The sequence below is a fragment of the Nocardioides flavus (ex Wang et al. 2016) genome, assembly GCF_014653115.1.
Taxonomy (GTDB): Bacteria; Actinomycetota; Actinomycetes; order Propionibacteriales; family Nocardioidaceae; genus Nocardioides; species Nocardioides flavus.
In genome coordinates this window covers 33,512-48,646 of record NZ_BNAD01000009.1, presented here as the reverse complement: position 1 = coordinate 48,646, position 15,135 = coordinate 33,512, and the positions used below count along the sequence as shown (strand labels likewise).

Below are 15,135 nucleotides of genomic sequence, written 5' to 3'. Positions count from 1 at the left end.
ATGCGCCCATGCGGATCCTGGTCACCGGCGGCGTGCGGTCCGGCAAGTCCACCCACGCCGAGGAGCTGATCGGCGGTGCCCCCGCCACCTACGTGGCCACCGGGAGCCCGCCCGACCGCGAGCAGGACCCTGACTGGACGGCCCGGATCGACGCCCATCGCGCCCGTCGCCCCGATGCGTGGGGAACCGTCGAGACCCAGGACCTCGCGGGCGTGCTCGCCGGGGCCCGCGACCCGCTGCTCGTCGACTGCCTGGGCACCTGGCTCACCGCGGTCATCGACGCCGCGGACGCGTGGGACCGCGACTCCGACGAGGTGCACGACCTCGTGCTGACCCGTACGGACGAGGTGGTCGAGGCGCTGCGCCGGTGCGAGCAGGACGTCGTGCTGGTGACCAACGAGGTCGGGCTGGGCGTGGTGCCCGAGCACCGGTCGGGCCGGCTCTTCCGCGACCTCCTCGGCGTGGTGAACCAGCGCGTGGCGGCCGCGTGCGACGAGGTGCATCTGGTGGTCGCGGGCCGCGTCCTGCGGTTGTGACGCACGTCGTCGTCGGCGGTCGAGCAGCTGCTCCCGTCGGTGGTCGAGACCAGGGCAGGGCCGGGTCAGGCGGCGTCGCGGACGACGAACTGCAGACGGTCGTGCTCGTCGAGGCGGACGTCGAGGACGCTGTCGCTGAAACGGAGCGCTGCAACAGGCGCCAGGAACACGCGCGCGCCGTCGCGCTCGATGACCTGATCGGTCTCCTCGGGCACCACCGCGCGCCTGACGGAGAACGACGGGCGGTCGGCCCGCCGAGAGATGCGCAGACCCGGCAGGTGCGAGGGGACGGTCGATCGGGAGATGGCAGCAACCGCCTTGTGGGCTTCCTCAGTGAGCATGAGCATGTGTGACTCAACTCCTTGTGTGTTGGCTCACGACCACCTTGGCGCTCTTCTCGGCGAACACAACCGGGTGCACGCTCAGCCCGTTATCAACCGTCACTGGATGGTTACCGCCCCGTGACCTTCACGCTTGGACACGTGTCGTCGCCGACGACCTGACGCCGCCGCGGCGGCTGCGCACGGGGCCGCCAGACCGTCAGGAAGGCGTTTCCTCACCGGCGCCTTGGTAGAGGTGGAGGCATGCCCCGCACGAGAACGAACGCCCGCACGCCGATCGACAGCCCTCGCCCAGGTCGTCGACCTGGTGCACCGCGACAGTGGCCCATGGTGATGATGCTCGCGGTGTGCGTGGTCCTCGCCGGCGTCTTGTCGTCGTGCGGGCAGGAGGGCCAGACCGGCGCGGCGCCCTTGGGCGAGCGAGCCGAGAACGACGTCCCTCTGAATCCTCCGACGTTGCGGTTCCACGTGTCGGCGGACGGTCAGGTGGGTGCCTCACCGGACCTGGAGGCCGAGGCCGGGGAAGTCGTCGCGATCGTGCTCGAGAACGAGAGCGACTCCGGCTACGAGCTGCGCCTGCTGGACCCCGACGGGGACGACGTCTTCGCAGTGGAGGCGCCCGCTGGTGAGCGCGGGGACGGTCGCGCGATGCCCCGCGACGTCGGAACCCACGTCGTCGAGGTCCACCCGACCGGCGAACAGGGAGCTGCTGAGGAGTTCCTGGTCGAGGTGTCGGAGACCTAGGGCGACGCGACACACGAGCGGCGAGCCACTCGCACCGGGGGTCCGCCGGCCTCAGGCGGCGTTCTTGGCCTCCACCTGTGCCTTGAGGTTGGCGAGCATCTCCTCGAGGAAGGGCTCGTGCTCCTTCACCATCATCTTCTCGATGGGCTTGCCCACGACCGGGACCTTCATGTCCCACTCGCCCTCTGCGGTCACCTTGGTGCGGCCATCTGCGGGTTCGAACGTGAACCTCCACGTCGGCTTCTCCATGAACCAGTGGGCCTGCGCGACGATGAGCTGACCGGGGACGACCTCGGTGTACTCGACACCACCCTCGAGGTGGAAGCCCAGCAGGTGTGAGTTCAGGCGGGCCGAAGTGCCGACGCCTCCAGGCTCGATGTCGACCTCCGTCAGCGCGACGTCCTTCGCCTTCCACAGCTGGTTGATGTCCAACGCGAAGTCGAACACTGTGTCGACCGGGGCATCGATGATGATGCTGCGTGTCAGTGTGGCCATTGCTTCCCGCTCCCTCGGTGTCGACGGTCTCCCGTCCCATTGGCTCCGACGCTAGGCAGGCGGGACAGGCAGGCGTTAGAGGAATTGGTCCCGCTCGGAGCCGGGCATCCCGGGGACCCCCCCAGCGCGGACGTTCCGACATGGCCCGGGCCCCCCTCCCCCGCTCACCGCACCAGCACGAACGCCCCCAGCGCCACCAGCCACGACGCGAACGACCCGAGCAGGAAGTACTCTGTCATCTCGTGGACGGTCTGCTGCTCGTCGCGGGAGGACAGCTCGGGGAACCGCAACAACCCCTTGGCCGCCACGACGATGCTGGCCGCGGTGACCTGCCCCCCGAGCGCGAGCGCGAGGATGAAGACCCGCTCCAGCGGGCCGAGCAGGCGTCCGCCCTTGAGCTGGGTCGGCGGCATCTGGCCGTCCGCGCGCGGGTTGATCGTCCCGGTGGACTTGAGGACCAGCCGGACCAGCACGTTGCCCGTCGAGAGCTGGACGCCGAAGGCGCCGAGCAGCAGCAGGAACCGGTCGGCCTCCATGCCCTCGAGCGCGGGCAGCGCCACCGAGTCGAGCCAGCGCCCCAGCGGGCCGGACGCCTCCGGCGCGAGCCCTGAGCACGCGACCGCGGCGAGGATCGCGACGACGAAGAGCCCGAGCGGCATGCGCGCGGGCCTGGGGCCGGCGTGGCCGAAGCCCCACGTCACCGTCAGTCCCCAGAGGAGGACGACGACCGCGATCACCAGCAGCGCGACGACGTCGCGGCCGGTGGTGAGGCCGGCGACCACGCCCACGACGAGCGCCACCAGAGCGCCGACGCACTCGGGCAGGTAGCGAGTCCGGCGCACCGAGTGCGTGAGGTCGGTGACGGCGAACCCGATCAGCAGGATCCCGAGCCAGCTCATCGGTCTCCTTCCGGAGCGAGCAGGTCGTGGGCCGCGACGATCGCCGCCAGCCCGTCGGCGCGCACCCGCTGGGACACCGCGGACGCACTGATCCCCAGGGCCTCGGCGATGTCGCGCTGGGTCTCGTGGGACAGCAGACCACGCAGCACCGACACCGAGCGCTCCGACAGGCCGCTCACCCGCTCGTCGCGCAGGAGGAGCCCGGAGTTCACGAGCGCTGGGTCGGCACCGCCCTCAGCGCCCTCGGCGACGACGTACGCCGTGCGCAGCCACCTCTGCGCCGGCGTCTCGGCTGCCCGTTCGGCCGCCTCGATCGCCGCGCGGGCGGCCCACCAGCCCGGGCCGTCCTCGATGCCCGCCTCGTCGAGCACGGCCGTCTCACCCCAGCCGATGCCGTGGCGCACGTCGTGGGCCGGCCACAGCTGCACGCGGACGAGCAACGTGGCGCGCACGGCCTCCCGGACGGTGGCGAAGGTGCCCTGGTACTCGTCGCCGGCGGTGATGCGGAGCCCGCGCACCGGCGAGACCCGCTCGTTGACCTCCGCAAGCGCGTGCCCCAGCCGTCGGTGGAGCTCGGCCCGGTCCTGCGACGTCCGGGAGCCCACGAGGTCCCCGATGACGGTGGCGACAGCTGTCATACCCCCATCGTGAAGGCTATGGCTTCATTTGTCCACGATGAAGCCTTTTGCTTCATCTCTATGGATGTGAAGGAAGAAACTTCACTCCCAGAAGACCCGCTCCACGACCGCGTGGGCGCGGCGGGTGGTACGGAGGTAGTCGTTGACCATCTGGTCGGACGACCCCTGCGGATAGCCCAGCACCCGAGCGACCGCTGCCCGCTCCTGTGCGTCGCGCGGTAGCTGGTCGGACGGCTTGCCGCGCACGAGCGTGACGGCGTTGCGCACCCGGCTCACCAGCCGCCATGCCTCGGCGAGGGTCGCAGCGTCGTCCTCGGTGATCAGCTCCGCCGCGACGGCCGCCTCCAGCGCGGGCAGGGTCTGGGGGGTCCGCAGGCCCTCGACCCGTCCTGCGTGGCGCATCTGCAACAGCTGCACGGTCCACTCCACGTCGGCGAGCCCGCCGCGACCGAGCTTGAGGTGGGTGTGCCGGTCGGCACCGCGCGGCAGCCGCTCGTCGTCCACGCGCGCCTTGATCCGCCGCACCTCGACCACGTCGGCCTCGGGCAGGCCGTCGGCGGGGAAGCGCAGCGGGTCGATCAGCTCGGTGAACCGGGCACGCAGCTCCTGGTCACCCGCGATGGCGTCGGCCCGCAGCAGGGCCTGGAACTCCCACACGCTCGACCACTTGGCGTAGTAGGCGGCGTACGACTCGACCGTGCGCACCATCGGGCCGTTCTTGCCCTCGGGTCGCAGGTCGGGGTCGACCTCGAGGGGCGGGTCGCTCGCCGGCAGCGACAGCAGGCGGCGCAGCTCCGAGACCACGGCCGTCGCGAAGGACGACGCCGCCTGCGCGTCGTGGCCCTCGACGGGCTCGTGCACGAACATCACGTCGGCGTCGCTGCCGTAGGACAGCTCGAAGCCCCCGTAGCGGCCCATCGCGATGACCGCGATCCGGCTCGCTGCGGACTCGAGGCCTCGCTGGCGGCGTACGGACTCGGTGGCGATGTCGAGGGTGGCCTGGAGCGTGGCGTCGGTGAGCCGGCTCAGGCCCTGGCCCACCAGCGCCACGTCGGTGCCGGCCACGAGCTCGCCGCACGCGATCCGCAGCAGCTCGCGGCGGCGTACGGCCCGGACCGCCACGACCGCGGCCTCCGGCGACTCGGCCCGCTCCACCAGCGCCTGCATCTCGGCGAGCACGGCCTCGGCGCTCAGCGGCACCAGCGACTCCCCCAGCATCTTCACGCCCTGCGGCTCGCGCTCCAGCAGGTCGGTGGCGTAGCGCGAGGTGCCGAGGACGTAGGCGAGGCGCTCGGCGACCTCGCCCTCGTCGCGGAGCATCGTGAGGTACCACGGCGTGCGCCCCAGGCTCTCGCTGATCCGGCGGAACCCGAACAGCCCGGCGTCCGGGTCGGGCGAGTCGGCGAACCACTCCAGCAGCACCGGTAGCAGCGTGCGCTGGATGTCGGAGGTGCGCGAGACCCCGCTCGTCAGGGCCTCGAGGTGGCGCAGCGCCGCGCGCGGGTCGGCGTACCCGAGAGCCGCCAGGCGCTCCTCCGCGGCGCCCAGCGACAGGCGCGCCTCGGTGCCGGGCAGCTTGGCGACGGCGCCGAGCAGCGGCCGGTAGAAGATCTTCTCGTGGAGCCGGCGCACCTCGCGGCGGTGGAAGCGCCACTGCTTGTCGAGCTGTGCAGCCGGCTCGGAGAAGTAGCCCAGCGACCGGCCGAGCCGCCGCAGTGACGCGTCGTCGTCGGGGACGACGTGGGTGCGGCGGAGCTGGTGTAGCTGGATGCGGTGCTCGAGGGTGCGCAGGAACGCGTACGCCTCGTGGAGCTTCTCGCCGTCCGCGCGTCCGACGTAACCCCCCTGGGTCAGCGCCGCGAGCGCGCTGAGCGTCGCCCCGTCGCGGAGCGTGGGATCGGCGCGCCCGTGCACGAGCTGGAGCAGCTGCACGGCGAACTCGACGTCGCGCAGGCCGCCCGACCCGAGCTTGAGCTGGCGCTCGGCCTCGTGGGCCGGGATGTGGTCGACGACCCGGCGCCGCATCGACTGGACGTCGGCGACGAAGCCGTCGCGCTCGGCCGCGCTCCACACCAGCGGGGCGACCATCTCGCAGTAGCGCCGCCCGAGGTCGGCGTCGCCGGCGACCGGCCTGGCCTTGAGCAGCGCCTGGAACTCCCAGGTCTTGGCCCACTTCTCGTAGTAGCCCTGGTGGCTGGCGAGCGTGCGGACCAGCGGTCCCTGGCTGCCCTCGGGCCGCAGGTTGGCGTCGACCGGCCAGATCGTGCCCTCCCGGGTGTGGTCGGAGCAGATCCGCATCAGCTGCGACGCCAGCTGGGTGGCGGCACGCAGCGCGACGCCGTCGTCCACCCTCCCCGACTCGGTCGCGGCGGGCTCGTAGACGAAGACGACGTCGACGTCGGAGACGTAGTTGAGCTCGTGGCCGCCGCACTTGCCCATCGCGATCACCGCGAGCCGGGCCGCCTGCGCGGTCTCGCCGACACGCGCCCGGGCGATCGCGAGCGCGGCGTCGAGGGTCGCGGCGGCGAGGTCGGAGATCTCGGCGGCGGCGTCGTCGACGCCGACGTGATGGGCGAGGTCGCGGGAGGCGAGCCGCAGCAGGATCCGGCGGTACTCCACCCGCAGGGCGTCGACCGCCTCCGCGTCGGGCAGGCCCGCGACCGGGTCGGCGGCCTGCGGGTCGGCGCCGACCGCGACGAGCATCGACTCGCGCACTGCGTACGCCGCGGCGCGGGTGCTGCCCAGCGTCGGGTCGGTCAGCTCGCGCCAGTGCTCGGGGTGGCGGACGAGGTGGTGGGTGAGGGCGGCGCTGGCGCCGAGGACGCTGCACAGCCGCATCGCGGTGCCCTCGTCGTCGGCCACCTCGGCGAGCATCTCGCGACCGGCGCCGGAGCCGGCGCCAGCCTCGTCGAGCGCGTCGGCGAGGCGCAGCAGCCCTTCGAGGGCCGCATCGGGGTCGGCGGTCGCAGCGAGCTGGTCGGTGAGCGGGAGCCCGGCGTCCCCGAGCCGCTCGACGCCACGGGCCGCGGCCGCGCCGTCGACGAAGCCCTTGCGGACGAAGGACCCGGACGAGCCCGTCACCGTCGTCAGTTCCCCGGCCTCAGAGGACCGGGAGCATCCGGTCGCGCTCGTAGGCGGAGACCTGCGTGCGGTACTCCTCCCACTCCGCACGCTTGTTGCGCAGGAAGAAGTCGAAGACGTGCTCGCCCAGCGTCTCGGCGAGCAGCTCGGAGTCCTCGGCGATGCCGATCGCGTCCCACAGGCTGCGGGGCAGCGGGGTGATGCCGAGGGCCTTGCGCTCACGCTCGGTGAGGGACCAGACGTCGTCCTCCGCCTCCCGCGGCAGCTCGTAGCCCTCCTCGATGCCCTTCATGCCCGCGCCGAGGACAACGGCGAACGCCAGGTAGGGGTTGCAGGCGGCGTCGATGGTGCGCAGCTCCACGCGCGTCGACTGGCCCTTGTTGGGCTTGTACATCGGGACGCGGACCATCGCGGAGCGGTTGTTGTGGCCCCAGCACACGCCGGACGGCGCCTCGCCGCCACCGAGCAGGCGCTTGTAGGAGTTGACCCACTGGTTGGTCACGACGCTGATCTCGCTGGCGTGGCGCAGGATGCCGGCGATGAACTGGCGGCCGGTCCGCGACAGCTGGTACTCGGCACCGGCCTCGAAGAACGCGTTGCGGTCACCCTCGAACAGCGACACGTGGGTGTGCATGCCCGAGCCCGGGTGGGTGGTGAACGGCTTGGGCATGAAGGAGGCCCAGATGCCCTGGCCGAGCGCGACCTCACGGATGACGGTGCGGAAGGTCATGATGTTGTCGGCGGTGGTGAGTGCGTCGGCGTAGCGCAGGTCGATCTCCTGCTGCCCGGGCCCGCCCTCGTGGTGGCTGAACTCCACCGAGATGCCCATCGCCTCGAGCATGGTGATCGCCTCACGGCGGAAGTCGGCGCCTCGCGACTGCGCAGTGTGGTCGAAGAAGCCGCTGCGGTCCACCGGCTGCGGCTCGTCGCCCTTCCCGGGCATGTCCTTGAAGAGGTAGAACTCGATCTCGGGGTGCGTGTAGAACGTGAACCCCTTGTCGGCGGCCGCGCTCAGCGTGCGCTTGAGCACGTGGCGCGGGTCCGCGTACGACGGGCTGCCGTCGGGCATCCGGATGTCGCAGAACATCCGGGCGGTCGCCGGCCATTCGTCGTCGCCGGTGCGCCACGGCAGGATCTGGAAGGTCGAGGCGTCGGGGTGGGCGAGCATGTCGGACTCGTACACGCGGGCGAAGCCCTCGATGGCCGACCCGTCGAAGCCGATGCCCTCCTCGAAGGCGTTCTCCAGCTCCGCCGGGGCCACGCTCACGCTCTTGAGGAACCCGAGCACGTCGGTGAACCACAGCCGGACGAACCGGACGTCGCGCTCCTCGAGCGCGCGGAGTACGAAGTCCTCTTGCTTGCCCATGGCCCCAGCCTAGGGGGCACCCGCCGACGGCCCGCGACGGCGCCGAAGGTTGAGCGGCGAGCCGCGGTCACCGGCAGACGTTGACGTCCTGCGAGCCGAGGACGCCGCCCCAGACCTCGCGCATCGGCGCGAGCCAGCTCTGGGTCGTCGGGACGAACGCGATGCTCCCGGCCACCTTGCCTTTCACGCCGCGCACGCGGACCTTCTCGACCACGAGGGGCACCGTGACCGCACGGCTGCGCACGCCCTCCCAGCAGGCGGACGCCTTCTTCTTGGTCACGGCCTCCTCGAGGGTGACGGTGTCGCCGACGCCCTCGCCGTTGTAGCGCCAGGCGACGGTCGTGGCGTAGCCGGTGTGTCCCTCCCACGGCGCGCGCACGGTGGCGGACATACCCCATGTACGCCTCGCGACGACGCGGAAGGTGACCTTGCCGTCGCGCACCTGCTTCGGGCGCGACTGCCACACGTGCACGACGTCGGCGTCGAGAGTGCGGCGGGCGTTGACCAGCTGGACCTCGCAGCCCTCGCAGTCGTCGACGGTGAAGGTGAGGGTCGTACGGCCCGCCGAGCGGTCCTCGACCAGGGCGTGGGCGGGCGGCGTCGCCGCCAGCGACCCTGCGAGCAGCCCGGCGACCGCGAGGCTCGAGCTGATGGTGTGGTGCGTCATGGTGTCTCCCCGTGGGTGGTCCGTCGCTGACTGGACGCACCCCGGGGCAGGGAGGTTGCACCGGGTCGCCTGCGCGGCCGCTCAGTCGTCGTCAGGGCCCTTCTCCCAGCTGACCACGCGCCAGCCCGCGTCCCGGGCGGGGCGTACGCCGACGCCGTAGGCCCACGTGTCCAGGCACTCGACGCGGAATGCGCCCCACCACGACGGCTGATCCCGCTCCAGCCAGTCGCCAACGGCTGGCAAGGGCCTGCCCCGCCACAGCCCGGGCGGTGAGCAGGACAGGTTCCGCGCCACCAGAACCTGCCTCACCCACCGCCCGCCTGAGGTCGTTCCGTCAAGCGGTGCGTGAGCCATGTTCTGACGCCCGAAAAGGTGTCTCACACACCGCGCGAGATCAGCCCTGCGGCACGTCCCGCTCGATCTCGGCGAGCCAGGCCGTGCCCTTGGCGTCGCTGGGCATCCGCCAGTCGCCGCGCGGGCTCATCGTGCCGCTCGGACTCACCTTCGGGCCGTTGGGCAGCGCCGAGCGCTTGAACTGGTTGGCGAAGAAGCGTCTGACGAAGACCTCGAGCCACGCCCGCACGTCGGCGAGCGAGTAGGCCACCCGCGCGTCGTCGGGGAACCCGGGCGGCCACTCCCCCGCGTCGGCGTCCTTCCACGCGTGCCACGCCAGGAAGGCGATCCGGCGGGGCCGGAAGCCGTGGCGCACGACCATGGCGAGGGTGAAGTCCTGGAGGTTGTAGGGGCCGACCGAGTCCTCGGTCGCCTGCGGCTTCTTCCCCTCCTCGGTCGGGATCAGCTCGGGGGTGATCTCCTGCTCGAGGATCTCGGCGAGCACCTCGTTGGCGGCCTCCTCGAACTCGCCGTGGCTGATCACCCACCGGATCAGGTGCTGCACGAGCGTCTTCGGCACGCCGGCGTTGACGGTGTAGTGCGACATCTGGTCGCCGACCCCGTAGGTGCACCAGCCGAGCGCGAGCTCGGACAGGTCGCCGGTGCCGACGACGATGCCGCCGCGCTGGTTGGCGAGCCGGAAGAGGTAGTCGTAGCGCAGCCCGGCCTGGACGTTCTCGAAGGTGACGTCGTAGACCTTCTCACCGCGACCGTACGGGTGGCCGAGGTCCTTCAGCATCTGCTCGGCCGCGGGTCGGATGTCGAGCTCCTCGAAGGTCACGCCGAGCGCCTGCGAGAGCCGGGTGGCGTACGACTTGGTGGTCGCCCCCGTCGCGAACCCGGGCATCGTGAAGGCGAGCACGTCGCTGCGCGGGCGGCCGAGCCGGTCCATCGCCTTGCACGCCACGATCAGCGCGTGGGTGGAGTCGAGGCCGCCGCTGACGCCGATGACGGCCTTGGGCGTCCCGATCGCGTTGAGCCGCTGCTCGAGCCCGGAGACCTGGATGTTGTAGGCCTCGTAGCAGTCGAGCTCGAGGCGCGCGGGGTCGTCGGGGACGAACGGGTAGCGGTCGACCTTGCGCAGCAGCCCGATGTCGCCGGCCGGCGGCTCGAGCTCCCACTCGACGGTGCGGAAGCGGTTCACCCGCTCGTGGTGCGTGCGCCGGTTGTCGTCGAAGGAGCCCTGCCGCAGCCGCTCCTGCCGGACCAGGTCGAGGTCGACGTCGACGACGGTGCGCCGCGGCCCCTCGGGGAACCGCTCGCCCTCACCGAGCAGAGACCCGCACTCATAGACCATCGTCTGGCCGTCCCAACTGAGGTCGGTGGTCGACTCGCCCTGCCCCGCCGCGGCATAGACGTACGCCGCCGCGCACCGCGCGCTCGCGCTGCGGACCAGCAGCCGCCGGTCCTCGGCCCGCGCGACCGTGATCGGCGAGCCGCTGAGGTTGGCCAGCACCGTCGCACCGGCGAGCGCGGCCTCGGCGCTCGGCGGGACCGGCACCCACATGTCCTCGCAGACCTCGACGTGCAGGTCGAGTCCGGGGACGTCGAGGCACCGGAAGATCAGGTCGGGCCCGAAGCGGACGTCCTGCCCGGCGACGCTGATCCACTCAAGCTCGCGGTCGTCCCCCGGTGCGAACCAGCGGCGCTCGTAGAACTCGCGGTAGTTGGGCAGGTAGGACTTCGGCGCCACGCCGAGGATCGCGCCACGGTGGATGACGACCGCGGCGTTGAAGACCCGGTTGCCGTGCACGACGGGCGCCCCCACCACGAGCGCCGTCATCAGGTCCGCGCTCGCCGCGACGATCTCGGCGATCGCCTCCTCGACCGTCGCGAGCAGCGTGTCCTGGAGGAACAGGTCGTCCACGGAGTAGCCCGTCAGGCACAGCTCGGGGAAGACCGCCACCGCGACGTGCTCGTCGTGGCAGGCGCGGGCCTGCTCGATGACGGCGGCGGCGTTGGCGGCGGGGTCGGCGAGGTGCACCGGCAAGGTGACGGCCGCGACCCGGGCGAAGCCCTGGGCGTAGGCGGAGTAGAAGTCCACGAGGATCACTCTAGGGAAGGGATCAGTCGACGAGGCCCGGCGCAACCGCGATCCATCGCATTGCCGGCCCGCCACTGGTGAGCCTCGCGAAGTCGCCGGTGCGGAAGTCCCACGACACCACGTGCGTGACGCCGTCCTCGGGCCTCATGGTCCGGAAGTCCATCGGCGTCACCATCAGCAGCACGGTGTCGGGGTCGACGAAGCCGAGCGCCGTCAGGTGGGCGTTGTCGCTGTAGACGGAATCGCGGTCCTCGACCGGCGCGTAGCCGAGGATCTCGCCGGTGCCCGGATCGACGACGACGGGACCGCTCATCAGTGCCACGCCGTTCGGTCCCGGGTTGCCCGTGTAGGCCACCAGTCCGAAGCGGGTGACGTAGCGCTCTCCGTAGCCACCGAGCGACACCGACGACACGTCGTCGGCGGAGTTCCACGTCCGGAGCCGACCGTACGCCCGGGTGCGTTCACGGATCGTGCCGTCGTCGGGGTCCACCATCACGCCGCTGCCGTACGGTCCACCGAACGGCGCCGGCTCCCCTGTTCCGTCGAGACCCACCAGCCACGGGCGCTTCCAGTGCAGGACGACGAAGCCCTCGTCCCCCGGCAGCCAGTGCAGGCCGGGGCGGGAGTCGACCGGACCGGCCAGCTCCGGCGGCCACGGCACGATGCTCTGCTGACCGGTCGTCGCCTCGACCACCAGGACGCCCGCGTCGACCGCCATCGCCACCCGGTCGCCGTCCGGGCTGATCGCCGGACTGACGACGTCGCGGAAGGTCCCCCGGATGGCGTTCGCGGTGCCCGGCACCGAGCGCCACTCACCATTGGTCGCGAGCACGCGCAGGTCAGTCCCCTCCTCCGGCCACGCGACCACGAAGTCCGGCAACGGCGCCTCGGCGAGGCTGGGCGGATCCTCCGGCGGATCGAGGACGTCCGGGAGCGTGCTCGCGCGGCGCGGCGCGTCCACGACGGTGAACGGATCCCAGATCGGCTGCGTCGCGGGGTCGTCGTCGATGACCGACGGCGCGGCTGTCGGCGTCGGCACCGGCCTGTCCACCACCCCGGGCCTCGGCGTCGGGTCCTGCACCAGCCACGCGACGCCGCCGCCGAGCAGCACGACCGCGGCGAGCGCCCCCACAGCCGTACGCCGCACGCGCCGCCGGTGGGCCGCTGCGAGCGCCCGTCCGGCCAGGTCGGGCGAGGCGACGTGCTCGGTCGCGCGGTCGAGGAGCGGGCGGAGATCGGTCATGGCGTCCTCCCGATGAGGCTGAGGAGCTCGGGCGCTCCGGTGCGCAACCGCGTCAGGGCGGCTGCGTTCTGGCTCTTCACGGTGCCGATGGACACGCCCAGCACGTCCGCCGTCTCGCGCTCGGTGAGGTCCTCGAAGTGCCGCAGCACCAGCACGGCTCGCTGCGCGGGCGTCAGGCGCGCCAGCGCGCGGCGTACGACCAAGGCGATCTCGGGCTCGTGGCTGGCGCCGGCGTCGTCGAGGCAGTCGGTCGGCACGTCGCGGCGACACCGCCACCACGAGATGTTGTCGCGCGCGATGATGCGCAGGGCGTACGCCGTGGGGTTGCCGTCGGCGAGCCGCGTCCAGCGCAGCGCGACCTTGGTCAGCGCCTCCTGCACGAGGTCCTCGGCGCGGTGCAGGTCGCCGGTCAGCAGGTACGCCGCGCGCAGCAGCTGGCGCTGCCGTCCGCCCACCCACTCGGTGAATCCCTGCTCGTCCACTCGTCCCCCCGATCGGTCCCACCCACTCAACCGCACCGGATGCACAAATGGTTGGGACGAGTTGACCGGCGCGCCCTACGGTGAGCCATGGCCGTCGAGATCATCCCCTGCGTCACCGACGACGACCTCGACGCCTGGCGTCGGGTGCGGATCGCCGTCGTGCCCTACGAGCGCACGCAGTCGGTGGCCGAGCTGCGCGACTCCGACACCCCCGACCGGCTGCTGCTGCTGGCCCGCGAGGACGGCCGGGTGGTCGGCCACGGGATGGCGAAGCGGTCGGAGAGCACCGGCGCCGGCACCGTGATCCCCCGGGTGCTCCCCGAGCACCGACGCCGCGGCGTCGGCACTGCCCTGCTCCAGCGCCTCGTCGAGCACGTCGAGGAGCTCGGCCACCCGATGCTCCGCAGCGGGGCCGACGACGAGAAGTCCCTGGCCTTCGCCCGTCGCTTCGGGTTCGAGGAGGTCGACCGGGAGGTCGAGCAGACCTTCCGCCTTACCGGACCCGTCGAGCCCACGCCGCGACCCGACGGCATCGAGGTCGTCACCGCCGCCGAGCGGCCCGGCCTGTGGGAGGCGGCGTACGAGGGCTTCGGGCTCGAGGCGCTCGCCGGGTTCGCGGTCGACACGCCGCTGGACGTCTCGCCCGAGAGCTGGGCGCGCTCATGGCTGGCCGACCCGATGTTCCTCGCCCTCCACGAGGGGGAGGTCGTCGGGTGCGCCGGCCTGGGCCTCGACCCCGACCAGCCGACCCGGGCCGAGAACGGCCTCACCGCCGTCCGCGGCGACTGGCGCGGCCGCGGCCTCGCGGTGCACCTCAAGCTCCTCGCCCTCGGGTGGGCGGCCGACCACGGCATCGCCGAGGTCTACACCTGGACCCAGGACGGCAACGCCGCCATGCGCGCGCTCAACACCCGGCTGGGGTATGCCACCACGCGCGTCGGCGTCCAGCTCTCCCGCCCCACCCTTTACCCCTGACCCGCCCCGGCCGTAGCGTCGCCGTCGTGCGCCCACGGCTCCGCCCCACCTCCGTGTCCCTGTCCCTCGCCGCGCTCGTCTGCGGCCTGCTCGCCGGCCTGCCGCCCTCGCTCGCCGCCCCGGACGCATCGGGGCCCGGGGCGACCGACGCCGGCGACGGCCGCACCCCGTCGGCCGCCCCGCGCCTGCGCGTACGGACGGTGGCGCGCGGTCTCGAGCACGCGTGGGACGTCCAGCAGGCCCGGGGTGGACGGCTCGTGGTGTCCGAGCGCGACCGGGCCCGGCTGAGCGTCGTGCGGAAGGGCCGACGACGCACCCTCGCCGACCTCTCCGGGCAGGTGTGGGTCTCGGGCGAGACGGGGCTGATGTCGATCGCGGTCCACGCCCGCACCAGGACGGTGTGGGCGTGCCACGGCGCGTCGGTGGGCAGCGACGACGAGGTCCGCGTGACGCGCTGGCGGGCGAACCGGTCGTGGCGACGTCTGTCGAACCCTCGCCCCGTCGTCACGGGGCTCCCCGCGACCTCGGGGCGCCACGGCGGCTGCCGGCTCATGCTCGACCGCGACACCGACGCGCTCTTCGTCGGCACCGGTGACGCGGCCGTCGGGACCAACCCGCGCAACCTCGACTCGCTCGGCGGCAAGGTGCTGCGGGTGCACCGCCGCACCGGTGCGCCGATGCCCGGCAACCCGTACGCCGACGCCTCGTCCCCGCGCCGACTCGTGTGGACCTACGGCCACCGCAACGTGCAGGGACTGGCCCAGCGTCGCGACGGCACGGTGTGGTCGGTCGAGCACGGCAGCTACCGCGACGACGAGGTCAACCTCCTCGTCGCCGGCGGCGACTACGGCTGGAACCCGGTCCCGGGCTACGAGGAGTCGGTGCCGATGACCGACCAGTCGCTGCCCGGTCAGCAGCGGGAGGCGGCTTGGTCGTCGGGCACTCCGACGGTCGCCACCTCGGGCGCGGCGTGGGTGCGCGGCCGGCAGTGGGGCTCCCTGCAGGGCACGCTGGCCGTTGCCGCGCTGAAGGGTTCCGAGGTGCTGTTCCTGCGCTTCGACGCCGCCGGCGAGCTGGTGTCGGTCACCCGGCCGCCGGCCCTGGCACGGTTCGGCCGGCTGCGCTCGGTCACCTCGGCCGCCGACGGCGACCTGCTGCTCACCACCGACAACGGCGACGGCGACCGGGTGCTGAGGGTCTCGCCGCGCTGATCGCGACCTGGCTGGCGAAC

General features: G+C 72.4%; 15 protein-coding genes. 4 read left to right on the top strand and 11 right to left on the bottom strand.

Translation table 11 applies throughout. The features are described 5' to 3' along the window. Positions 1-8 precede the first annotated feature (8 nt). Positions 9-536, top strand: coding sequence for a bifunctional adenosylcobinamide kinase/adenosylcobinamide-phosphate guanylyltransferase (cobU, locus tag IE200_RS14530; protein WP_191280207.1), 528 nt, complete (start codon positions 9-11; stop codon positions 534-536). Positions 537-601: 65 nt separating this feature from the next. Here the strand turns inward: cobU and IE200_RS14525 are convergent, their stop codons facing one another. After that, the gene (locus IE200_RS14525) at positions 602-883 is read right to left on the bottom strand and encodes an iron-sulfur cluster biosynthesis protein (RefSeq protein WP_191280206.1); all 282 of its coding nucleotides are present in this window, start codon (positions 881-883) and stop codon (positions 602-604) included. Between the two features lie 321 nt (positions 884-1,204). On the opposite strand from IE200_RS14525, the gene IE200_RS14520 reads away from it, so the two are divergent. Next, the gene (locus tag IE200_RS14520; RefSeq protein WP_191280205.1) at positions 1,205-1,621 is read left to right on the top strand and encodes a hypothetical protein; all 417 of its coding nucleotides are present in this window, start codon (positions 1,205-1,207) and stop codon (positions 1,619-1,621) included. Positions 1,622-1,672: 51 nt separating this feature from the next. On the opposite strand, the gene IE200_RS14515 is transcribed toward IE200_RS14520, so the two are convergent. The 10 genes from IE200_RS14515 to IE200_RS14470 all read right to left on the bottom strand — a co-directional run bounded on the left by IE200_RS14515 (position 1,673) and on the right by IE200_RS14470 (position 12,929). Beyond that, positions 1,673-2,116 carry an SRPBCC family protein gene (locus tag IE200_RS14515; protein ID WP_191280204.1) on the bottom strand — a complete coding sequence of 148 codons (444 nt, stop codon included), beginning with the start codon at positions 2,114-2,116 and terminating at the stop codon, positions 1,673-1,675. Between the two features lie 164 nt (positions 2,117-2,280). Further along, on the bottom strand, positions 2,281-3,015 hold the full coding sequence (locus tag IE200_RS14510; RefSeq protein ID WP_191280203.1) for a hypothetical protein: 735 nt from the start codon (positions 3,013-3,015) through the stop codon (positions 2,281-2,283). Further along, the gene (locus IE200_RS14505) at positions 3,012-3,653 is read right to left on the bottom strand and encodes a SatD family protein (RefSeq protein ID WP_191280202.1); all 642 of its coding nucleotides are present in this window, start codon (positions 3,651-3,653) and stop codon (positions 3,012-3,014) included. The genes IE200_RS14510 and IE200_RS14505 overlap by 4 nt, the downstream gene beginning before the upstream one ends. 81 nt (positions 3,654-3,734) lie before the next feature. Next, positions 3,735-6,734: a bifunctional [glutamine synthetase] adenylyltransferase/[glutamine synthetase]-adenylyl-L-tyrosine phosphorylase gene (locus IE200_RS14500; protein WP_229856567.1), complete on the bottom strand. Its 3,000-nt coding sequence runs from the start codon at positions 6,732-6,734 to the stop codon at positions 3,735-3,737. A 19-nt stretch (positions 6,735-6,753) separates the two neighbouring features. Beyond that, complete coding sequence (locus IE200_RS14495) at positions 6,754-8,100, bottom strand: glutamine synthetase family protein (protein WP_191280201.1); 1,347 nt, start codon at positions 8,098-8,100, stop codon at positions 6,754-6,756. A gap of 67 nt (positions 8,101-8,167) precedes the next feature. Next, the gene (locus IE200_RS14490) at positions 8,168-8,767 is read right to left on the bottom strand and encodes a hypothetical protein (protein WP_191280200.1); all 600 of its coding nucleotides are present in this window, start codon (positions 8,765-8,767) and stop codon (positions 8,168-8,170) included. An 81-nt stretch (positions 8,768-8,848) separates the two neighbouring features. After that, positions 8,849-9,010 (bottom strand): hypothetical protein, encoded by a 162-nt coding sequence (locus IE200_RS14485; RefSeq protein ID WP_191280199.1) that lies wholly within the window; start codon positions 9,008-9,010, stop codon positions 8,849-8,851. 151 nt (positions 9,011-9,161) lie between these two features. Continuing rightward, the gene (locus IE200_RS14480) at positions 9,162-11,204 is read right to left on the bottom strand and encodes an NAD(+) synthase (protein WP_191280198.1); all 2,043 of its coding nucleotides are present in this window, start codon (positions 11,202-11,204) and stop codon (positions 9,162-9,164) included. Between the two features lie 22 nt (positions 11,205-11,226). After that, complete coding sequence (locus IE200_RS14475; protein ID WP_191280197.1) at positions 11,227-12,447, bottom strand: hypothetical protein; 1,221 nt, start codon at positions 12,445-12,447, stop codon at positions 11,227-11,229. Continuing rightward, on the bottom strand, positions 12,444-12,929 hold the full coding sequence (locus IE200_RS14470) for a SigE family RNA polymerase sigma factor (RefSeq protein WP_191280196.1): 486 nt from the start codon (positions 12,927-12,929) through the stop codon (positions 12,444-12,446). Before IE200_RS14470 ends, IE200_RS14475 begins: the two co-directional genes overlap by 4 nt. Before the next feature lie 87 nt (positions 12,930-13,016). Here IE200_RS14470 and IE200_RS14465 point away from each other — a divergent pair, with 87 nt between their 5' ends. Both IE200_RS14465 and IE200_RS14460 read left to right on the top strand, forming a co-directional pair. Continuing rightward, a complete protein-coding gene (locus IE200_RS14465) occupies positions 13,017-13,904 on the top strand; it encodes a GNAT family N-acetyltransferase (RefSeq protein WP_191280195.1) in 888 nt (295 codons plus the stop codon). 26 nt (positions 13,905-13,930) lie between these two features. Next, the gene (locus IE200_RS14460) at positions 13,931-15,115 is read left to right on the top strand and encodes a PQQ-dependent sugar dehydrogenase (RefSeq protein ID WP_191280194.1); all 1,185 of its coding nucleotides are present in this window, start codon (positions 13,931-13,933) and stop codon (positions 15,113-15,115) included. Positions 15,116-15,135: the final 20 nt, after the last annotated feature.